Source organism: Roseibium sp. ROS1 (assembly GCF_054658215.1).
On record NZ_BAAGIG010000004.1, the window covers coordinates 639,566 to 655,738 of the forward strand.

13 protein-coding genes are annotated in these 16,173 nt (G+C 61.2%); 12 read left to right on the plus strand and 1 reads right to left on the minus strand.

Annotated elements, in window-relative coordinates; all coding sequences use genetic code 11:
* The first annotated feature begins 81 nt into the window (after positions 1–81).
* The 6 genes from ACYQ6M_RS25820 (at position 82) to ACYQ6M_RS25845 (ending at position 8,290) form a co-directional block, all read left to right on the plus strand.
* Entirely contained in the window at positions 82–825 is a 744-nt protein-coding gene (locus ACYQ6M_RS25820) for a response regulator transcription factor (RefSeq protein WP_023002928.1), read from the plus strand.
* On the plus strand, positions 826–2,943 hold the full coding sequence (locus tag ACYQ6M_RS25825; protein WP_460076377.1) for a sensor histidine kinase: 2,118 nt from the start codon (positions 826–828) through the stop codon (positions 2,941–2,943). It begins immediately after the preceding gene.
* 484 nt (positions 2,944–3,427) lie between these two features.
* Entirely contained in the window at positions 3,428–4,426 is a 999-nt protein-coding gene (locus tag ACYQ6M_RS25830) for a Gfo/Idh/MocA family protein (protein ID WP_031270236.1), read from the plus strand.
* A 2-nt stretch (positions 4,427–4,428) separates the two neighbouring features.
* A complete protein-coding gene (locus ACYQ6M_RS25835) occupies positions 4,429–6,003 on the plus strand; it encodes an acyl CoA:acetate/3-ketoacid CoA transferase (RefSeq protein WP_023002932.1) in 1,575 nt (524 codons plus the stop codon).
* Positions 6,000–6,773 (plus strand): enoyl-CoA hydratase/isomerase family protein, encoded by a 774-nt coding sequence (locus ACYQ6M_RS25840; protein WP_460076380.1) that lies wholly within the window; start codon positions 6,000–6,002, stop codon positions 6,771–6,773. Before ACYQ6M_RS25835 ends, ACYQ6M_RS25840 begins: the two co-directional genes overlap by 4 nt.
* On the plus strand, positions 6,770–8,290 hold the full coding sequence (locus ACYQ6M_RS25845) for an aldehyde dehydrogenase family protein (RefSeq protein ID WP_460076381.1): 1,521 nt from the start codon (positions 6,770–6,772) through the stop codon (positions 8,288–8,290). The genes ACYQ6M_RS25840 and ACYQ6M_RS25845 overlap by 4 nt, the downstream gene beginning before the upstream one ends.
* 8 nt (positions 8,291–8,298) lie before the next feature.
* On the opposite strand, the gene ACYQ6M_RS25850 is transcribed toward ACYQ6M_RS25845, so the two are convergent.
* The gene (locus tag ACYQ6M_RS25850) at positions 8,299–9,348 is read right to left on the minus strand and encodes a substrate-binding domain-containing protein (RefSeq protein ID WP_152505377.1); all 1,050 of its coding nucleotides are present in this window, start codon (positions 9,346–9,348) and stop codon (positions 8,299–8,301) included.
* A 268-nt stretch (positions 9,349–9,616) separates the two neighbouring features.
* Here ACYQ6M_RS25850 and ACYQ6M_RS25855 point away from each other — a divergent pair, with 268 nt between their 5' ends.
* The 6 genes from ACYQ6M_RS25855 (at position 9,617) to ACYQ6M_RS25880 (ending at position 16,166) form a co-directional block, all read left to right on the plus strand.
* The gene (locus ACYQ6M_RS25855) at positions 9,617–10,867 is read left to right on the plus strand and encodes an ABC transporter substrate-binding protein (protein WP_370198003.1); all 1,251 of its coding nucleotides are present in this window, start codon (positions 9,617–9,619) and stop codon (positions 10,865–10,867) included.
* Positions 10,868–11,031: 164 nt separating this feature from the next.
* Positions 11,032–11,937 (plus strand): carbohydrate ABC transporter permease, encoded by a 906-nt coding sequence (locus tag ACYQ6M_RS25860; RefSeq protein ID WP_023002937.1) that lies wholly within the window; start codon positions 11,032–11,034, stop codon positions 11,935–11,937.
* An 8-nt stretch (positions 11,938–11,945) separates the two neighbouring features.
* Positions 11,946–12,809 carry a carbohydrate ABC transporter permease gene (locus ACYQ6M_RS25865; protein ID WP_370198002.1) on the plus strand — a complete coding sequence of 288 codons (864 nt, stop codon included), beginning with the start codon at positions 11,946–11,948 and terminating at the stop codon, positions 12,807–12,809.
* A 4-nt stretch (positions 12,810–12,813) separates the two neighbouring features.
* The gene (locus ACYQ6M_RS25870) at positions 12,814–13,923 is read left to right on the plus strand and encodes an ABC transporter ATP-binding protein (protein ID WP_055659653.1); all 1,110 of its coding nucleotides are present in this window, start codon (positions 12,814–12,816) and stop codon (positions 13,921–13,923) included.
* A 3-nt stretch (positions 13,924–13,926) separates the two neighbouring features.
* The gene (locus ACYQ6M_RS25875) at positions 13,927–15,411 is read left to right on the plus strand and encodes a GMC oxidoreductase (RefSeq protein ID WP_460076383.1); all 1,485 of its coding nucleotides are present in this window, start codon (positions 13,927–13,929) and stop codon (positions 15,409–15,411) included.
* Positions 15,408–16,166: a 3-ketoacyl-ACP reductase gene (locus tag ACYQ6M_RS25880; protein ID WP_023002941.1), complete on the plus strand. Its 759-nt coding sequence runs from the start codon at positions 15,408–15,410 to the stop codon at positions 16,164–16,166. Before ACYQ6M_RS25875 ends, ACYQ6M_RS25880 begins: the two co-directional genes overlap by 4 nt.
* Positions 16,167–16,173 lie beyond the last annotated feature (7 nt).

Consider the following 16,173-nt stretch of genomic DNA (forward strand, 5'->3'; position numbering starts at 1 on the left):
CAAATGTGACAAGCAATTGAAAAACCAAGGCTTTGCATAATACGGCTCTATGCCTATGATGTCACTCGGGAGGACATAGGTTTGCTGAACGAAGGCATCAAGATCCTGATCGTGGAGGACGATCAGGATATGGCGGAACTGATATCGGATCTTCTGGAAGCCGAAGGCTGGTCGCCGGTTGCCGCGCGCTCGGCGGAAGAGGCTGCGCGGATCCTGCCGGAGCATGCCTTTCATCTGGTTCTGGTCGATCATAACCTGCCGGGCATGTCCGGCCGGGTGTTTGCGCAGAAGCTGCGGTCGCAGACCGATATCGGCATTGTCATGGTGACGGCCGCCGGTAGCGCCGCAGAGCGTGTGCTTGGCCTTGAAACCGCCGCGGACGATTATGTGGTCAAGCCGTTCGAGCCGATTGAACTCACCGCCCGGATCAAGGCGGTGCTCCGGCGGATGCATCCGTCCCTGCGCGGCAGCGACAAGGACACCATCAGCGTTCAGCACGAGCCGACCGCGCTGCTTCTGGGCGACTGGGTGATCGATCTCGTCAATCGCAAGGCCGTTTGCACGTCTCACCCGACCCGGACGCTGACGTCGTCGGAATTTTCCCTGCTGGAGATCCTGGCATCGACGCCGAACGAACCGGTGAGCCGGACCAAGATCCTGGAACAGCTGGGCGCGGAAACGGACAGGCTGATCGATCGCAACGTCGATGTTCTGGTCCTGCGGCTTCGCCGCAAGATCGAGCGAAACCCGGACCTGCCGCAACATATCAAGACCCGCCGGGGGAAGGGCTACATCCTGCATCAGGATCCAGCCCATGCACCTTAAATGATCAGCCGGCCGGTTCTTTCATCCATTGCCTTCAGGCTGCCTGCCGCCATCGCGCTGATCTGCGCTGTCGCCTTCACGCTGTCGGCCATCGCGATCTACGGGCTTTTGAAGGCGCGTGAGGAAACCGCCGCTTACGGGCTGCAGGCCTTCACCAGTCTGGCTGATGCCGCGCTGGTCTCCAGGCAGGTGTCTGACCTCGTCTCCAGTGCGCCTTTCCTGATGAATGCGACCTCGCCCTACACCGTTTCTGGCAAGAGCCGGCTGCTGGTGGAGCAGGTCGACCAGTTGTTGAGTTCACTTCCTGACTATCCGCCGGGCAAGGAGACCTACCGGGCCGCCAACACGCGGATCTTCGAACTGCTCGGGCAGATCCGTGCGCAGACGCTCGCGCTGTCTGCCAAGGCCGAAACCGCCCAGCACTACAAGGAAGAAGTCTCTTCCGCGCTCGGCATGATCGCCGTTGCCGACACGGCCAGCCAGAAGGAACCTCGTCAGCGCCTCAATGCCATCGTGCATTCCGTGTCGAGTGCGGGAAGCCTGTTTCAGCTGGGCGAGTTGAAGCGGCGCTACGTGGCGGAGCCTACCGCGGCTTCATTGCCGCCGTCGGACCTCAGGCCCTATGAGCGGGTTTTCGAGGCGCAGACCAGCTATCTGTTGGAAATGTTCGCCGTGCGCAGCGCAATTGCCAGACTGCACACGGTGGCGCGGGAGCTGTCCCTTGCGACGGAAACCCAGTCGGGCATCGTGACGGAAACCCTCAACCGGGATTTCCAGTCGACCTCGGCCACCCTGCAGCAGCTTCTGGTGATCGTTGCCGTGGCTTCACTGCTGGTGTTGACCATGGCGGTGATGTCGATCCGTTCGGTCATCCGGGTCTCGAAAGGCATCGTTTCGCTGTCCAGCGGCATGAACGCCCTTGCCAAGGGGCAGAAGGATGTCGGCCCGCCCGTCTATCAGGGGGATGAAACCGAGCTTCTGAACCTGCAGCAGGCCTTTCTCGCCTTCAAGGAAAGCGTTGACCGGGTCACACGTCTGCGGCGCACGGCGGAGGCCGCTGCCAGGACGATCCGTTCCACCTTCCGCAGCATGAATGAGGGCATTGCCATCTTCGACGCTGCCGGCAAACCGGTCACCATGAACCGGCGGGTCATCGAATTGCTGGGTCACAAGGGTGCTGCCCGCAAGCTGCCTCTTGTCCAGTTTCTGGAGCCGGTCCCGGAAATCCGGACCGAGCTGCTTCCGGGTGCGCCCGACGGCAGGCCGCTGAGCGCACCCTTTTCCGTGCGTCATCGTTCCGAGAACGGGTCGGTGACGGAAATCTCGCTGTCGCGGCAAAGCGATGATGGTGTCGTGCTGCTCGCCCGGGATGTGACTTTGCTGGACCGGCAGGAGGCGGAGGCAGCCAAGGCTCAAAGGCTTGATGGCATCATGCGCCTGACGCACCAGCTCAGCCACGAGGTCGGCAACACCATCGGCATCATTACCGGAAGCCTCGGACTGCTGGAGCGGGACGGCGGCTTCAGTGATCGTCAGGCCCGCAACATTGCCCGCATTCGCAAGGCGGCGGATCGAGGTCGGTCGCTTGCCAGCAGCATGTTGACAATTGGCCGTCAGCAACCTGCCAACCTCAGCCGCATTGGTATGTCCTCGTTGCTGCGCGGCATGGCGGACATTCTGGAAATCGCCATTGGCGAGAAATGCAGTCTGAAACTGGATCTGGACGACAGCTTGCCACCGCTGGTGCTGGATCCGGAACTGTTCGAGCAATCGGTACTCAATCTCTGCCTGAATTCGGCAGCGGCGATGCCCGACGGCGGCGAAGTGCAGGTTGCCACATTTTCAAACGGGGACGCGGTCGTGGTTGCCGTCCGGGACACGGGCATCGGCATGAGCCGGGAAGAGGTCGACAAGGCCTTCGAGCCCTATTTCACCACCAAGACCAGCGAGGGCGGCGCGGGGCTGGGCCTTGCTGTCGTCTATGGCTTCGTTCGCCAAAGCGGCGGCACGGCAAATATCTTCTCCGAGCCGGGCAAGGGCACGACCGTCGAATTGCGGTTTCCGCAAAACGTGGAAGAAGCCGGGGAAGTCACTCCGCGCATCGAGGTCGTTTCCTGAGGTGCTGACCATCCACCTGCGGAACGTTTCCAAGTTCATCATATTCGGAACCACCTCACCACCTGAGTCACCCCGGACAAGCGAAGCGCAGATCCGGGGCCTACTCGCGAAGCCGCTTGCTGAAGCCGATGTCATCGTCTTGATGGTTGCTGCACCTTGCGAACGCTCTGGAAATGAGTGGGCCCCGGGTCTCGCGATGCTCGCCCGGGGTGACGCAGGGGGGAAGTGGGGGCAATTTCTGATGCAGTGCTGAGCCGGCGAGAGCCTAGCTGCCTTAAGCCGTTGATAAGGCGGAGATGTCTGGAGACTTTGAGCAATGCGAACGTGTTGCTGATTGTTGTCTAACTCGATCATCGATCTCGTCTGTCTCTCCAATTTCACGTCCTTGCAAAATTCCACTCTTGACTCATTTGGAACGTTCCAGTAATTGTTCCGATCAAGAAATTGGAACGTTCCAAAATTAAGAGTTATTCGGGAGGAATGGATGCGTTGGGCCCTTATCGGTGCAAGCCGAATTGCGTCGAGTTACATGATCGATGCCATCCGCTCGCAGAATGCCGACATCCAGTCCGTCCTGAGTTCGGATGCGGCCCGCGGCGAGGCGTATGCCCGTGAGCATGGTATTGCCGACAGCTTCACGGATCTGGATGCGCTCCTTGCGGATGACAGTGTCGACGCGGTCTATATTTCCACCACCAACGAAAAGCACCATGCGCAGGCGCTGGCCGCGATCGCTGCCGGAAAGCATGTGCTGTGCGAAAAACCGCTGGCCATGACCTTGGATGAGGCCGGTGAAATGGTTCGCACTGCCGCCGGCAAGGGTGTGGTCTTTGCGACCAATCATCATTTGCGCAATGCCGGGTCTCATCTGGCCATCCGCGAGCTGATCGCTTCCGGCCGCATCGGCAAGGTGTTGAGCGCACGCGTCTTCCACGCGGTCAACCTGCCGGACGCGTTGCGCGGCTGGCGCATCAACGATGCGGCTGCCGGTGGTGGCGTCATTCCCGATATAACCGTGCATGACGCGGACACCATCCGCTTCCACCTGGGTGAAGATCCGCAGGAAGTCGTTGCCAAGGCAGCAGCCTCAGGCCTCGGAGAAGGGGTCGAGGACAGCGTGATGTCCGTCTGGTCGATGCCGTCGGGTGCCATGGTGCAGTCGCATGAAAGCTTCACGCATAAATTCGCGGGAACCGGCATCGAGTTTCACGGCACGGATGGGTCGATCTTCGCCCGCAACGTCATGACTCAGGAACCTGTCGGAGCAGTTCGTCTGGTCGATGCGGATGGCGAACACGAGATCTCCTACGACAAGCATAACCTCTACCACCGCGCGCTCGGCCTCTTTGCCGATGCGGTCAACGGCAAGGGGCGTCCTTCGGCCGATGGTGTCGACGGAGTCAAGTCGCTGGCGGTCGCCCTTGCCGTGCGCGAGGCCGCGCAGTCCGGCAAGGCTGTTGCCGTCAATTATGGAGGCTTCTGAACATGACCTCCAAGATCGTTTCCATGGCGGATGCCGCCGCCCGCATTCAGGACGGCGCGGTCATCACCGTTTCCTCTTCCTCCGGTCTCGGGTGCCCGGACAAGATCCTTGAGGCCATTGGCACAAGGTTCGATAGTGAAGGGCACCCGAGAAACCTCACGACGCTCCATCCCATTGCCGCCGGCGACATGTACGGCATCAAGGGGATCGACCACCTTGCCAAGGATGGTCTGCTGTCGACCATCATTGCAGGGTCCTACCCCTCCGGTCCGTCCAACCTGCCGATGCCGGCGATCTGGCAGATGCTGGTGGAGAACCGGGTAGCTGCCTACAACGTGCCTTCCGGCATCCTGTTCGACATGCACAGAGATGTTGCGGCCCGCCGCCCGGGCGTCATGACCAAGGTTGGGCTGGACACCTTCGTCGACCCGATCCGTCAGGGCTGTGCCATGAACGATGTCGCGGCAGACCGGCCCATCGTGTCCCGGCTGGAGCTTGGCGGCGAAACCTGGCTGCATTTTCCGAACATCGTGCCGGATGTCGCGATCATTCGGGCAACGACTGCGGATGAACGCGGCAACCTCACCTACGAACACGAAGGCGCCTATCTCGGCGGCCTGGAGCAGGCGATTGCCGTGCGGAATCATGGCGGCCTGGTGATCGCGCAGGTGAAGCGCGTGACGGCCTCGGGCTCGCTGCGTCCGCACGATGTACGTGTGCCCGGTCATCTGGTCGATCTCATCGTTGTCGATCCGGACCAGCGCCAGACCACTGAAACCGGTTACGACCCGGCGATCTCGGGCGAGATCATGCGGCCGTGGTCCAGCTTCTCGCTTGCCGAGCACGGCATCGAGAAGGTTGTCGCCCGCCGGGCAGCAATGGAACTCAAGTCCGGCCAGACGGCAAACCTCGGCTTCGGCATTTCGGCGATGGTGCCACGCGTGCTGCTGGAAGCCGGTCAGGAACAGGCCGTCACCTGGGCGATCGAGCAAGGTGCGACCGGCGGCATGCCGCTGACGGGTTTTGCCTTCGGCTGCGCTTCCAACGCCGATGCTTACATGCCGTCGCCGCAGCAGTTTACCTACTTCCAGGGCGGCGGTTTCGATGTCTCCTTCCTGTCCTTCCTGGAGATCGATCTGGATGGCAACGTCAATGTCTCCAAGCTCGGCAAGAAGCCCTATCTGACCGCAGGTTGCGGCGGGTTTGTCGACATCACTGCGAATGCGCGCAAGATCGTGTTCTCGGGTCTTTTCGAGGCGGGTGCCGATCTGGAGTTGACGGAGGACGCGCTGAAGGTGCGGACGCCGGGCAAGTTCACCAAGATGGTGGACGAGGTCGAGCATGTCACTTTCTCCGGCCGCAGGGCAAAGGAACTCGGCCAGGACGTCATCTATGTGACCGAGCGCTGCGTTATCCACCTGACCGATGCAGGCCTGGTGGCGACGGAGATCATGCCGGGTATCGATCCGGCACGTGACATCGTCGATGCTTCCAAGGGCCGGGTGCGGCTCGCAAACGATCTGGTCGAGATGCCGAAAGCGCTTCTGTCCAGGGGTGCGATGGAGCTGAGCCTGTGAGCGCGCTGCATCTCATCCGTCATGGGGCAATCGCCGAGCTGAAGCTGGACAATCCGGCCAAGCTGAATGCGTTCACGCTCGACATGCTGAAGGCGGTTGAGCCCTTTTGCGATGAGCTGGAGCGCGATGCGTCGATCCTTGCGGTGGTGATTACAGCGGAGGAGAGCAAGGCCTTTTGTGCCGGTGCGGACATTCTCGAATGGTCCGAGCTGTCGCCTTACGACTTTGCCCGCCACTGGGTGCGCGAAGGCCACCGGGTTTTTGATCGGTTGGCGCGGCTTTCCAAGCCGACGGTGGCTGCACTTGGCGCGCACGCCTTTGGTGGCGGACTGGAGTTTGCAGCGACCGCCGATATCCGCGTGATGGCGCCAAGGGCGACGCTGGCGCTGCCGGAAGCATCCGTCGGCATCGTACCGGGCTGGTCCGGCACGCAGCGGTTGATCCGTTTGCTGGGTGAGCCGATGGTGAAGGAAATGGCCCTGTTCGGCCGGCGCATTTCCGCAGAGCGTGCCTATGCGGCGGGCTTTGCAGTCGAGATATCCGTCGATCCGGCTTCTGCTGCGTTCGAGATGGCCGAGAAGCTGGCCGACAAATCGTCCCGGGCCGTGGAAGTGGCCAAATACATGATCCATGCAGCCGTCGGCGAAGATCGCAGTGCCATGATCGAGGCGCTCGGCTCCGGCATGATCAGTCCGACAGAAGATCGCAACGAGGGCGTTACCGCCTTCCGTGAAAAGCGCAAACCGAATTTCCTGGAAGTTAAGTCATGAGTGACCTGAACGTCGTTTCCATCAGCGAAGCAAAACTCCCGGCCGAACCCTTCGTCGCCCGTCACCTGATCGATGGCGACTGGCGTCAGAGTGCTGACGGGTCCACCTTCGATCGTGTGTCTCCGTCCCATGGCAGCGTTGTCACGAAGGCGGCGAAGGGCGGTGCCCGTGATGTTGATGCGGCGGTTTCCGCCGCGCGGCTTGCTTTCGACAAGGGACGCTGGTCGCGCACCAGCGGCAAGGAGCGGGCAACGCTTCTCTTGAAGATCGCCGATCTGATCGACCGGGACCGGGAGCGGATCGCTTATTGGGAAACGCTGGAATCCGGCAAGCCGATCAGCCAGGCCATGGCGGAAATCGAAGGCGCGTCCGATATCTGGCGCTTTGCCGCTTCGCTGGCGCGCACCATGCACGGCGAAAGCTACAATTCACTCGGCAGCGACATGCTCGGCCTGGTTCTCAAGGAGCCGGTCGGTGTCGTCTCCATCATCACGCCGTGGAACTTTCCGTTCCTGATCGTGTCGCAAAAACTGCCTTTCGCGCTTGCTGCCGGCTGCACCGCGGTTATCAAACCTTCCGAAATGACCCCGGCAACGACGGTCATTCTGGGTGAACTGTGCATCGAAGCCGGTATTCCGGCCGGGGTCGTCAACATCGTCCTTGGCTATGGCGATCCGGTTGGCACGGCGATGACCGCCGACAAGCGTGTCGACATGGTCACCTTCACCGGCTCGACCGGCGTCGGCAAGGCCATCGTCAAGGCGGCGGCCGGAACCTTGAAGAAGGTCTCGCTGGAACTTGGTGGCAAGAACCCGCAGGTCATCTTTCCGGATGCCGACCTCGAAAGCGCCGTCGACGCGGTTGTCTTCGGCGTCTATTTCAATGCCGGCGAATGCTGCAACTCCGGATCCCGGATCATTGTGCACGAAGACATCGCCGAGGCGTTCCTGAAGGCGACAGTGGATCTGTCGCGGAAGGTGCCCTTCGGCGATCCTCTGGACCCATCGACCAAGGTCGGCGCGATCATCACGCCCGACCACCAGAGCAAAATCGACAAATATGTGCGCGATGCCGCGGACGCCGGAGCGACTGTCCACCTGGGTGGGGAAGCCCTGACGGTTCCCGGCCTTGCCGGACAGTTCTACCAGCCGACGATCGTTGCGGATGTAAAAAGCGATATGCCGATCGCCCGCGAAGAAGTATTCGGGCCGGTGCTTTCGGTGCTGACTTTCAAGACGCTGGATGAGGCGATCGATCTCGTCAACGATGCCGACTACGGTCTGTCCGCCGGTGTGTGGAGCGAGAATGTTCACACCTGTCTGGAATTCGCCCGCCGGGCGCATGCGGGCACGGTGTGGACCAACACCTGGATGGATGGTTTTGCGGAATTGCCCTTCGGCGGCGTGAAGGAAAGCGGCCAGGGCAGGGAACTTGGCAAATACGGACTGGACGAGTTCCTGGAAGCCAAGACCGTGACCATGCGCATCGGCAAGACCCGGGCACCCTGGGTGGCGTGATGAGCAGGCTAGTCCGAAATCGAGAAGGCGCCTTCGGGCTTCAGGAGGATCTGCATATCCTCCATGGGGGCGCCGTCGATCCTCGCGAGAAGAACCTTGGCCATGGCTCTGCCAGTGGCGCGCAGGTCCTCGTCGATGGTCTCGATTCTCGGGCGGAAATGATTGGAAATGGGCGAGGCGCGCTTGGCGACGACGTCGATTTCCATACCGGGTGTCAGACCGATGTCGTTGAGATAGGCCAGGGTGACCAGGGCCATGACCTCACCGACACAGACATAACCGTCGGGCGCGTTGGGGCCGGCATGGAGGGAGCGCAGGGTCGCTGCGATCTCGTCGGGCTCGCTGTCGAGGTCAACGCGATCGGGAACCGTCAATTGAACGCCATGGGAAATGGCTGCCTGGCGGGCGCCGAACCGAAGGTGCTGACCGAAGGTGTAGCGTTCGTTCGGCATGACCATGCAAATGTGTTTGCGCCCCTTTGCAACCAGTCGCTCCACGGCCATGCGAGCGAAAACCTCGTTGTCGAAGTCGACGTAAGGGTGGGGCGTGGTGAAGTCCGTCCGGCCATGGGTGGCAAAGGGGAAGTCGTGCTCCAGCAGGTAGCGGACCCGCTCGTCAAAGCATTCGGTGCGGGTAAAGACAATGGCGTCTGCCAGCGAGTGCCTGCGGATGTTGCGGATTGCCTCAAGCCGGTCGTCGGCAAGACCGTCTGCTGTAATGGTGATCGCGTAGCCGGTTCCGGCAAGGCCTTCGGACATGCCGCCGAGAAACTCGGATGTGAAGCTGAGAAACTCGTGCCGTGTGTTCAGGAGAAGGCTGATGACCTTGGTACGGCCGGTGCGCAGGCGCTGTGCCGCGCGATTGGGAACGTAGCCGAGACGGCGGGCAACTTCGGAAACGCGTTCGCGCGTCGTCTCCGCGATCCTGGGGTCTCCGGCAAGGGCGCGGGAAACCGTGGTCACCGCGAAGCCTGCCTCCTGCGCCACCGTGCGCAAAGTGGGACGCGGCAGCTTTTCGGCGGCGCGACCGCTGTTGGGTTCAAAGGTTTTTCGCGTCATGCCCGTTCACTTCAGCCGAAGCCTTCTAGCTCAAAAAGCAAGCCAAGTCTAATCAGGGCTTTTGTAACGTTACAACACAATAATGTGCTGCACTGCAGCACCGAAACATCCGCCTTAATAGTATGTAAGACAAACGAAACTCTTTGTTTTTCGGGAGTGATGAAAATCGTTGACACCACTCCGGTTTGCAACGTTACAATAAACGTTGCGTGACACTCGATTGCCGGGCTCCGGCACTCGAAACGCCTTTAGGCACCTTATGGGAGGAATATCGATGTCTTTGAAATCTCTGAAGCTGGGCCTCGCCGCCCTTGCAATGAGCACAAGCCTGGCGTCCGCCGCCGATGTTGAAGTTCTGCACTGGTGGACTTCCGGCGGTGAAGCTGCCGCTCTGAACGTTCTGAAGCAGGACCTGGAAAGCCAGGGCATCGGCTGGCAGGACATGCCGGTTGCAGGTGGCGGCGGTACCCAGGCCATGACCGTGCTGCGCGCACGCGTTACCTCCGGCAACCCGCCCACCGCCGTACAGATGCTCGGCTTCGACATCACCGACTGGGCCAAGGAAGGCGCCCTTGCCGACCTGAACATCTTGGCCGGCATGGAAGGTTGGGACGACGTGGTTCCGGAAGCCCTGCAGAAATTCTCCAAGTATGACGGCAAGTGGGTCTCCGCTCCGGTGAACGTCCACTCCACCAACTGGGTCTGGGCGAACAAGGCCATCCTCGACGAGCTTGGTATCGAGCCGCCGCAGAACTGGGACGAATTCGTTGCCGCTCTGGAAAAGGTCAAGGCATCCGGCAAGACCGCGATCGCGCACGGCGGTCAGGCCTGGCAGGACGCGACCATCTTCGACGCAGTCGTGATGGCGACCGGTGGTCCCGAGTTCTACCAGAAGGCCTTCATCGACCTGGACGAGGAAGCGCTCGGCTCCGACACCATGAAGGAATCGTTCGACCGCATGGCCGTGATCCGCTCCTATGTGGATGACAACTTCTCCGGCCGTGACTGGAACCTTGCGACCGCCATGGTCATCAATGGCGATGCAGCCTTCCAGATGATGGGCGACTGGGCGAAGGGTGAATTCCTGAATGCCGGCAAGAAGCCGGATGAAGACTTCCTCTGCTTCCGCTTCCCGGGCACCCAGGACCAGGTGACCTTCAACGCCGACCAGTTCGCGATGTTCGCGCAGGGTCCGGAAGTCGGCAAGGAGCAGGCTGCCCTGGCAACCGCTATCCTGTCACCGAGCTTCCAGTCCGCGTTCAACGTCGTCAAAGGCTCCGTTCCGGCCCGGACCGACGTGCCGAACGATGACTTTGACGCCTGCGGCAAGAAGGGCATGGTGGATCTGAAAAAGGCTGCCGACAGCGGCAACCTCTACGGCTCCATGGCGCATGGTCACGCCAACCCGGCTGCCGTCAAGAACGCCATGTATGACGTGATCACGGCGCATTTCAACGGGGAATACGACAGCGAAACCGCTGTTGCAGAACTCGTTACCGCCGTTCAGATCAACAAGTAACGACCGCGCGGAGAGCGGTGATCCGTCACCGCTCTCCCACCGGTTCGGCGGACCGTCTCGCGGTTGCAAGCAACCGCCCGAAGCCGGCCGGAACCAAAGTCTCAGAGCTGCCGCGCGCGTTCGCTGGAACGCCGGCAAAAGTGCTCTAGGTCGGGGAACTCAAGATGTCTCTCTCTGAAACGGCGAACCCGCGCGGTTCCGTTGTTGACAGACTGCGTGATGCTTTGCCCAAACTCGTGCTCAGCCCGACGATCGCCATCGTGGCAATCTTCGTTTACGGCTTCATCGCCTTCACGCTTTACCTGTCTTTCACGGACAGCCGTATTCTGCCCACCTTCGGCTGGGTCGGCTGGCAGAATTATGAAAACCTCTTCAAGATCCGTGCGTGGGATACGGCCGTTTGGAACCTTGTGGTTTTCGGCGTTCTCTACATCACCATCTGCTGCGTCCTGGGTCTGCTGCTGGCGATCCTTCTCGATCAGAAGATCCGCGCAGAAGGCTTCATCCGCACGATCTACCTCTATCCGATGGCGCTCAGCTTCATCGTGACCGGAATTGCCTGGAAATGGTTCCTCGACCCGGGCATCGGTATCGAGGCCGTCGTGCGCGGCTGGGGCTGGGAAACCTTCACCTTCAACTGGATCAAGGACCGGGATTTCGCGATCTACACCATCGTGATCGCTGCGGTCTGGCAGACGTCGGGCTTCGTCATGGCGATGTTCCTTGCGGGCCTGCGCGGTATCGACAGCGAGATGATGAAAGCTGCCCAGATCGACGGCGCTTCCACGTTCGCGCTTTATCGCCGGATCGTGATCCCACAGCTTCGTCCTGCCTTCATGTCGGCCTTCGTGGTGCTCGCCCATATGGCGATCAAGTCCTACGACCTGGTGATCGCCCTGACAGGCGGCGGACCGGGCACCGCAACCGAAGTGCCGGCAACCTTCATGTATTCCTACACATTCACCCGAAACCAGATGGGCATCGGTGCGTCTTCCGCTGTGATCATGCTGATGACGATCGCAGCGATCATCGTGCCCTACCTCTGGTCAGAACTCAGGGAGAAAAAGTGATGTCGACGATGTCCAAGTCTTCCTCCCTGCGTCCGGCCCGGGTGATCCTGTACCTGCTGCTCGCGCTGTTCTGCATCTACTACCTGCTGCCGCTGTACGTGATGGTGGTCAACTCGCTGAAGCCGCTGACCGAAATCACTTCGGGCGGGATGATGGCGTTGCCGCAGGAGTGGACCATCGCTCCCTGGCAAAGCGCCTGGTCGAGTGCCCAGGTGGGCGTTGAGGCAACGGGTCTGCGGCCCTATTTCCTCAACTCCATCATCATGGTCGTTCCGGCGGTCGCCCTGTCGACGCTGGTCGGCGCGCTGAACGGTTACGTTCTCACCAAATGGACGTTCCGCGGTGCGACCATCCTGTTCGGCTTGCTGCTGTTTGGTTGCTTCATTCCGTTCCAGATGGTGCTGATCCCGATGGCTCGCATGCTGGGTCTGATGGGCATCGCCGGCACGGTGCCGGGTCTGATCTTCGTACACTTCGTCTACGGCATCGGCTTCTCGACGCTCTATTTCCGCAACTACTATGCGGCCTTTCCGACAGAGCTTGTCCGGGCGGCGCAGATCGACGGTGCCGGTTTCTTCCGGATCTTCTGGCGCATCCTGCTGCCATCGTCCGGTCCGATCGCGGTGGTCTGCATCATCTGGCAGTTCACCAACATCTGGAACGACTTCCTGTTCGGTGCGTCCTTCTCCGATTTCGACAGCCAGCCGATGACCGTTGCCCTCAACAACCTGGTGCAATCCTCCACCGGGGTGAAGGAATACAACGTGCATTTCGCCGGCGCGATCATGGCCGCGCTGCCAACCCTTCTCGTCTACATCGTCGCGGGCCGCTACTTCGTGCGTGGTCTGATGGCAGGCTCAGTAAAAGGATAAGACAATGGGCTTTCTCGACATCAAGCAGGCGACCAAGTCTTATGGATCCTTGAGGGTCCTGCATGAAACCGACATCTCCATCGAAGAGGGCGAGTTCCTCGTGCTCGTCGGCCCGTCCGGCTGCGGCAAGTCCACCTTGCTCAACATGATTGCCGGCCTGGAGGACATCACCTCCGGCGAGATCGCGATCAAGGGCAAGAGCATGAACGGCGTCAAGCCGGCGGACCGCAACATCGCAATGGTGTTCCAGTCCTACGCGCTTTACCCGAACATGACCGTTGCCGGGAACATCTCCTTCGGCATGGAAATGCACGGCATTGCGAAGCCGGAACGCGAAAAGCGGATCGGCCAGGTGGCCGATCTCCTTCAGATCAGCCATCTGCTCGACCGCAAGCCGGGCCAGCTTTCCGGTGGTCAGCGCCAGCGTGTCGCCATGGGGCGTGCACTGGTGCGCGAGCCGGACGTGTTCCTGTTCGACGAGCCGCTGTCCAACCTGGATGCAAAGCTGCGCGTCGACATGCGCACGGAAATCAAGAAGCTGCACCAGAAGCTCGGCACGACAATTGTCTATGTGACCCATGACCAGATCGAGGCACTGACGCTGTCGACCCGGATTGCTGTCATGTTCGGTGGCTATGTCCAGCAGCTGGGCACGCCGAAAGAGATCTACGACAATCCGGCCAACATGTTCGTGGCGGGCTTCATGGGATCGCCTTCCATGAACCTGTTCCCGGCCAAGGTGGTCTCGGCGGACGGCAGGCCGGCTGCGGAAGTCTCGCTGGCAGACGGCAAGACGGCGGCCATTCCGTTTGCCTCCGACGCGCTCTCTTCCAGCATCGGCAAGGACATCATCCTCGGCATTCGGCCGGAAGCCATTACCGACAAGGATGGTGCCGACCGCAATTCAAAGGCGGTTCACATCGTCGATGCTCCGGTGGAAGTCACCGAGCCGGCAGGTTCCGACACGTTCGTCGTCAGCCAGATCGGCGGCAAGGACGTGACCGGCCGCTTCCGTGCCGACGTTGCCGTGAAGGCGGGAGAAGTGTTCCCGTTTGCCTTCAACATGGAAAAGGCGGTCGCTTTCGACCCGAAGACCGAAAAGCGGATCGCCTGACCCATGAATACGGCGCCCGACATTGTGATCATCGGCAGCGGCATGGGAGGAGCTTCCCTTGCCGCGGGCCTTGCTCCGACCGGGGCCAAGATCACGATTCTGGAACGGGGATACCGGATCCCGGACGATGCTCCGGCCCGGGACCCCTGGCGCATCTATACCAACAGCGCCTTCCGGGCACCGGAAACCTGGCTCGACGGACAGGGTAATCCGTTCGAGCCCGGCAACTACTACAATGTCGGTGGCAACTCGAAGCTCTACGGCGCGGTGCTGATCCGTTACCGGGAAGAGGACTTCAGCGCGCTGGAGCATTATGACGGTGTTTCACCTGCCTGGCCGATTGCCTATGACGAGCTGTCGCCCTGGTATGACGCCGCCGAACAGCTTTTCCAGGTTCGGGGCGATACCGCTTCCGATCCGACTGAACCGCCGCATGGCAGGCCTTATCCGTTTCCGCCCATCCCGGACGAGGAAGCCATCCGGATTGCCCGGCGGCGCCTTGAGCAGGCGGGCGTTCGCCCGTTCAGCCTGCCCCTGGGGGTTGATATCGACCGCTGGCTGGATGCCGGGCATACCGGCTGGGACGGTTACCCCGACCTCAGATGCGGCAAGATGGATGCGGAAACCTGTGCGCTGGAAGCCGCAATGGCTCATGACAACGTCACCCTTGTCACCGGTGCCGAAGTCACCGCGCTCCGGACGGGCTACAAGTCCGGCCGTATCGATGAAGTCCACTACCGCAAGGACGGTGAAGAGATCTGCCTGACGCCGGGGGTCGTTGCCCTGTGTGCGGGGGCGGTCCAGTCCGCGGCGCTCTTGTTGCGGTCCGGCGTTGCCAACCTCTCGGACTATGTCGGCCGTTGTTTCATGAACCACAATGCGACGGCGATGATCGCCATTGATCCGCGGTTCCGGAATACTTCCGTCTATCAGAAGACCTTCGGCCTGAATGACTGGTATCTCGATGACGGCGAAGACGGCAAGCCATTGGGCAACGTCCAGCTGCTGGGGCGGGTAACGCCGGATATCCTGAAGATCCAGGTGCCGCAGTTGCCGAAATTCGCTGCGCGCTGGATTTCCGGGCATGCCCTTGATCTCTATCTGATTTCCGAGGATCTGCCCGATCCTGAAAGCCGGGTTGTCCTGAAAGACGGCAAGATCCAGCTCATCTGGCAGCGGTCCAACATGACGGCGCACAGGAAGCTGGTCGAGAAGACCCGCAAGACCCTGCGCGAGGCTGGTTTCCCGCTGGTGCTGTCGCGCCTGTTCGACGGCAGGGTGCCCTCGCATCAGTGCGGCACGGTGCGCATGGGCGATGATCCGGCTAACTCCGTGCTCAATCCGGACTGCCGGTCCTGGGATCATCCGAACCTGTTTGTGGCCGATGCGGGAGCGCTGCCAACCTCGGCTGCCGTCAATCCGGCCCTCACGGTCGCGGCATTGGCACTGCGCGCCGCCGAAACGATCAAGAAGGACCTGGCGGCATGAACAGGATCGCACTTGTCACCGGCGGCCAGCGCGGCATCGGTCTCGGCATTTCGAGGGCTCTCGCGGAGGCCGGTCACACGGTTGCCATCGCCGCTCAGGAAGAAGCCAACGCGCCGGAGGTGGTCGAAGCCCTGAACAGCCTGGGTGGCAAGGGCCGCTATTTCCGGCATGACCTTCTGGACATCGACCATTGCAAGACGCTGCTCGACCGGGTGGAGGCGGATCTCGGGCCGGTGACGGCTTTTGTTTCCAACGCGGGCGTTCCGGCCAGGATCCGGGGCGACATGCTGGATCTGGCGCCCGACAGTTTCGACTTCGTCATGGGTGTCAACCTGCGTGGGGCCTTCTTCCTGGCGCAGGAAGTGGCGAGACGCATGCTGGATCAGTCGTCAGACAGCTATCGCTCGATGAGCTTCATCACCTCCGTCAGTGCGGAGATGGTGTCGATCGAAAGGGCGGAATACTGCCTGTCGAAAGCAGGCGCCGCCATGATGGCGGAGCTTTTCGCCGTCCGGCTTGCGCCGCATGGCATCGGTGTCTTCGAGCTAAGGCCAGGCATTATCGAAACCGGCATGACCGCCGGAGTGAAAGACAAATACACGGCCCGGATCGAAGGCGGTCTGGTGCCTGCTGCCAGGTGGGGGCAGCCCGCCGATATCGGCTCAATCATCGTGCCGATTGTCGATGGCCAAATGGCCTTTGCAACCGGTTCGACCTTCGCGGTGGACGGCGGACTGTCGATCCCCCGGCTTTAGAGCGAGT

Bases quoted from the DNA above. Each gene is read 5' to 3' on its own strand.
- ACYQ6M_RS25845 (WP_460076381.1), top strand. From the start codon at position 6,770: ATGAGTGACCTGAACGTCGTTTCCATCAGCGAAGCAAAACTCCCGGCC.
- ACYQ6M_RS25825 (WP_460076377.1), top strand. From the start codon at position 826: ATGATCAGCCGGCCGGTTCTTTCATCCATTGCCTTCAGGCTGCCTGCC.
- ACYQ6M_RS25880 (WP_023002941.1), top strand. From the start codon at position 15,408: ATGAACAGGATCGCACTTGTCACCGGCGGCCAGCGCGGCATCGGTCTC.
- ACYQ6M_RS25835 (WP_023002932.1), top strand. From the start codon at position 4,429: ATGACCTCCAAGATCGTTTCCATGGCGGATGCCGCCGCCCGCATTCAG.
- ACYQ6M_RS25865 (WP_370198002.1), top strand. From the start codon at position 11,946: ATGTCCAAGTCTTCCTCCCTGCGTCCGGCCCGGGTGATCCTGTACCTG.
- ACYQ6M_RS25875 (WP_460076383.1), top strand. From the start codon at position 13,927: ATGAATACGGCGCCCGACATTGTGATCATCGGCAGCGGCATGGGAGGA.
- ACYQ6M_RS25860 (WP_023002937.1), top strand. From the start codon at position 11,032: ATGTCTCTCTCTGAAACGGCGAACCCGCGCGGTTCCGTTGTTGACAGA.
- ACYQ6M_RS25870 (WP_055659653.1), top strand. From the start codon at position 12,814: ATGGGCTTTCTCGACATCAAGCAGGCGACCAAGTCTTATGGATCCTTG.
- ACYQ6M_RS25850 (WP_152505377.1), bottom strand. From the start codon at position 9,348: ATGACGCGAAAAACCTTTGAACCCAACAGCGGTCGCGCCGCCGAAAAG.
- ACYQ6M_RS25830 (WP_031270236.1), top strand. From the start codon at position 3,428: ATGCGTTGGGCCCTTATCGGTGCAAGCCGAATTGCGTCGAGTTACATG.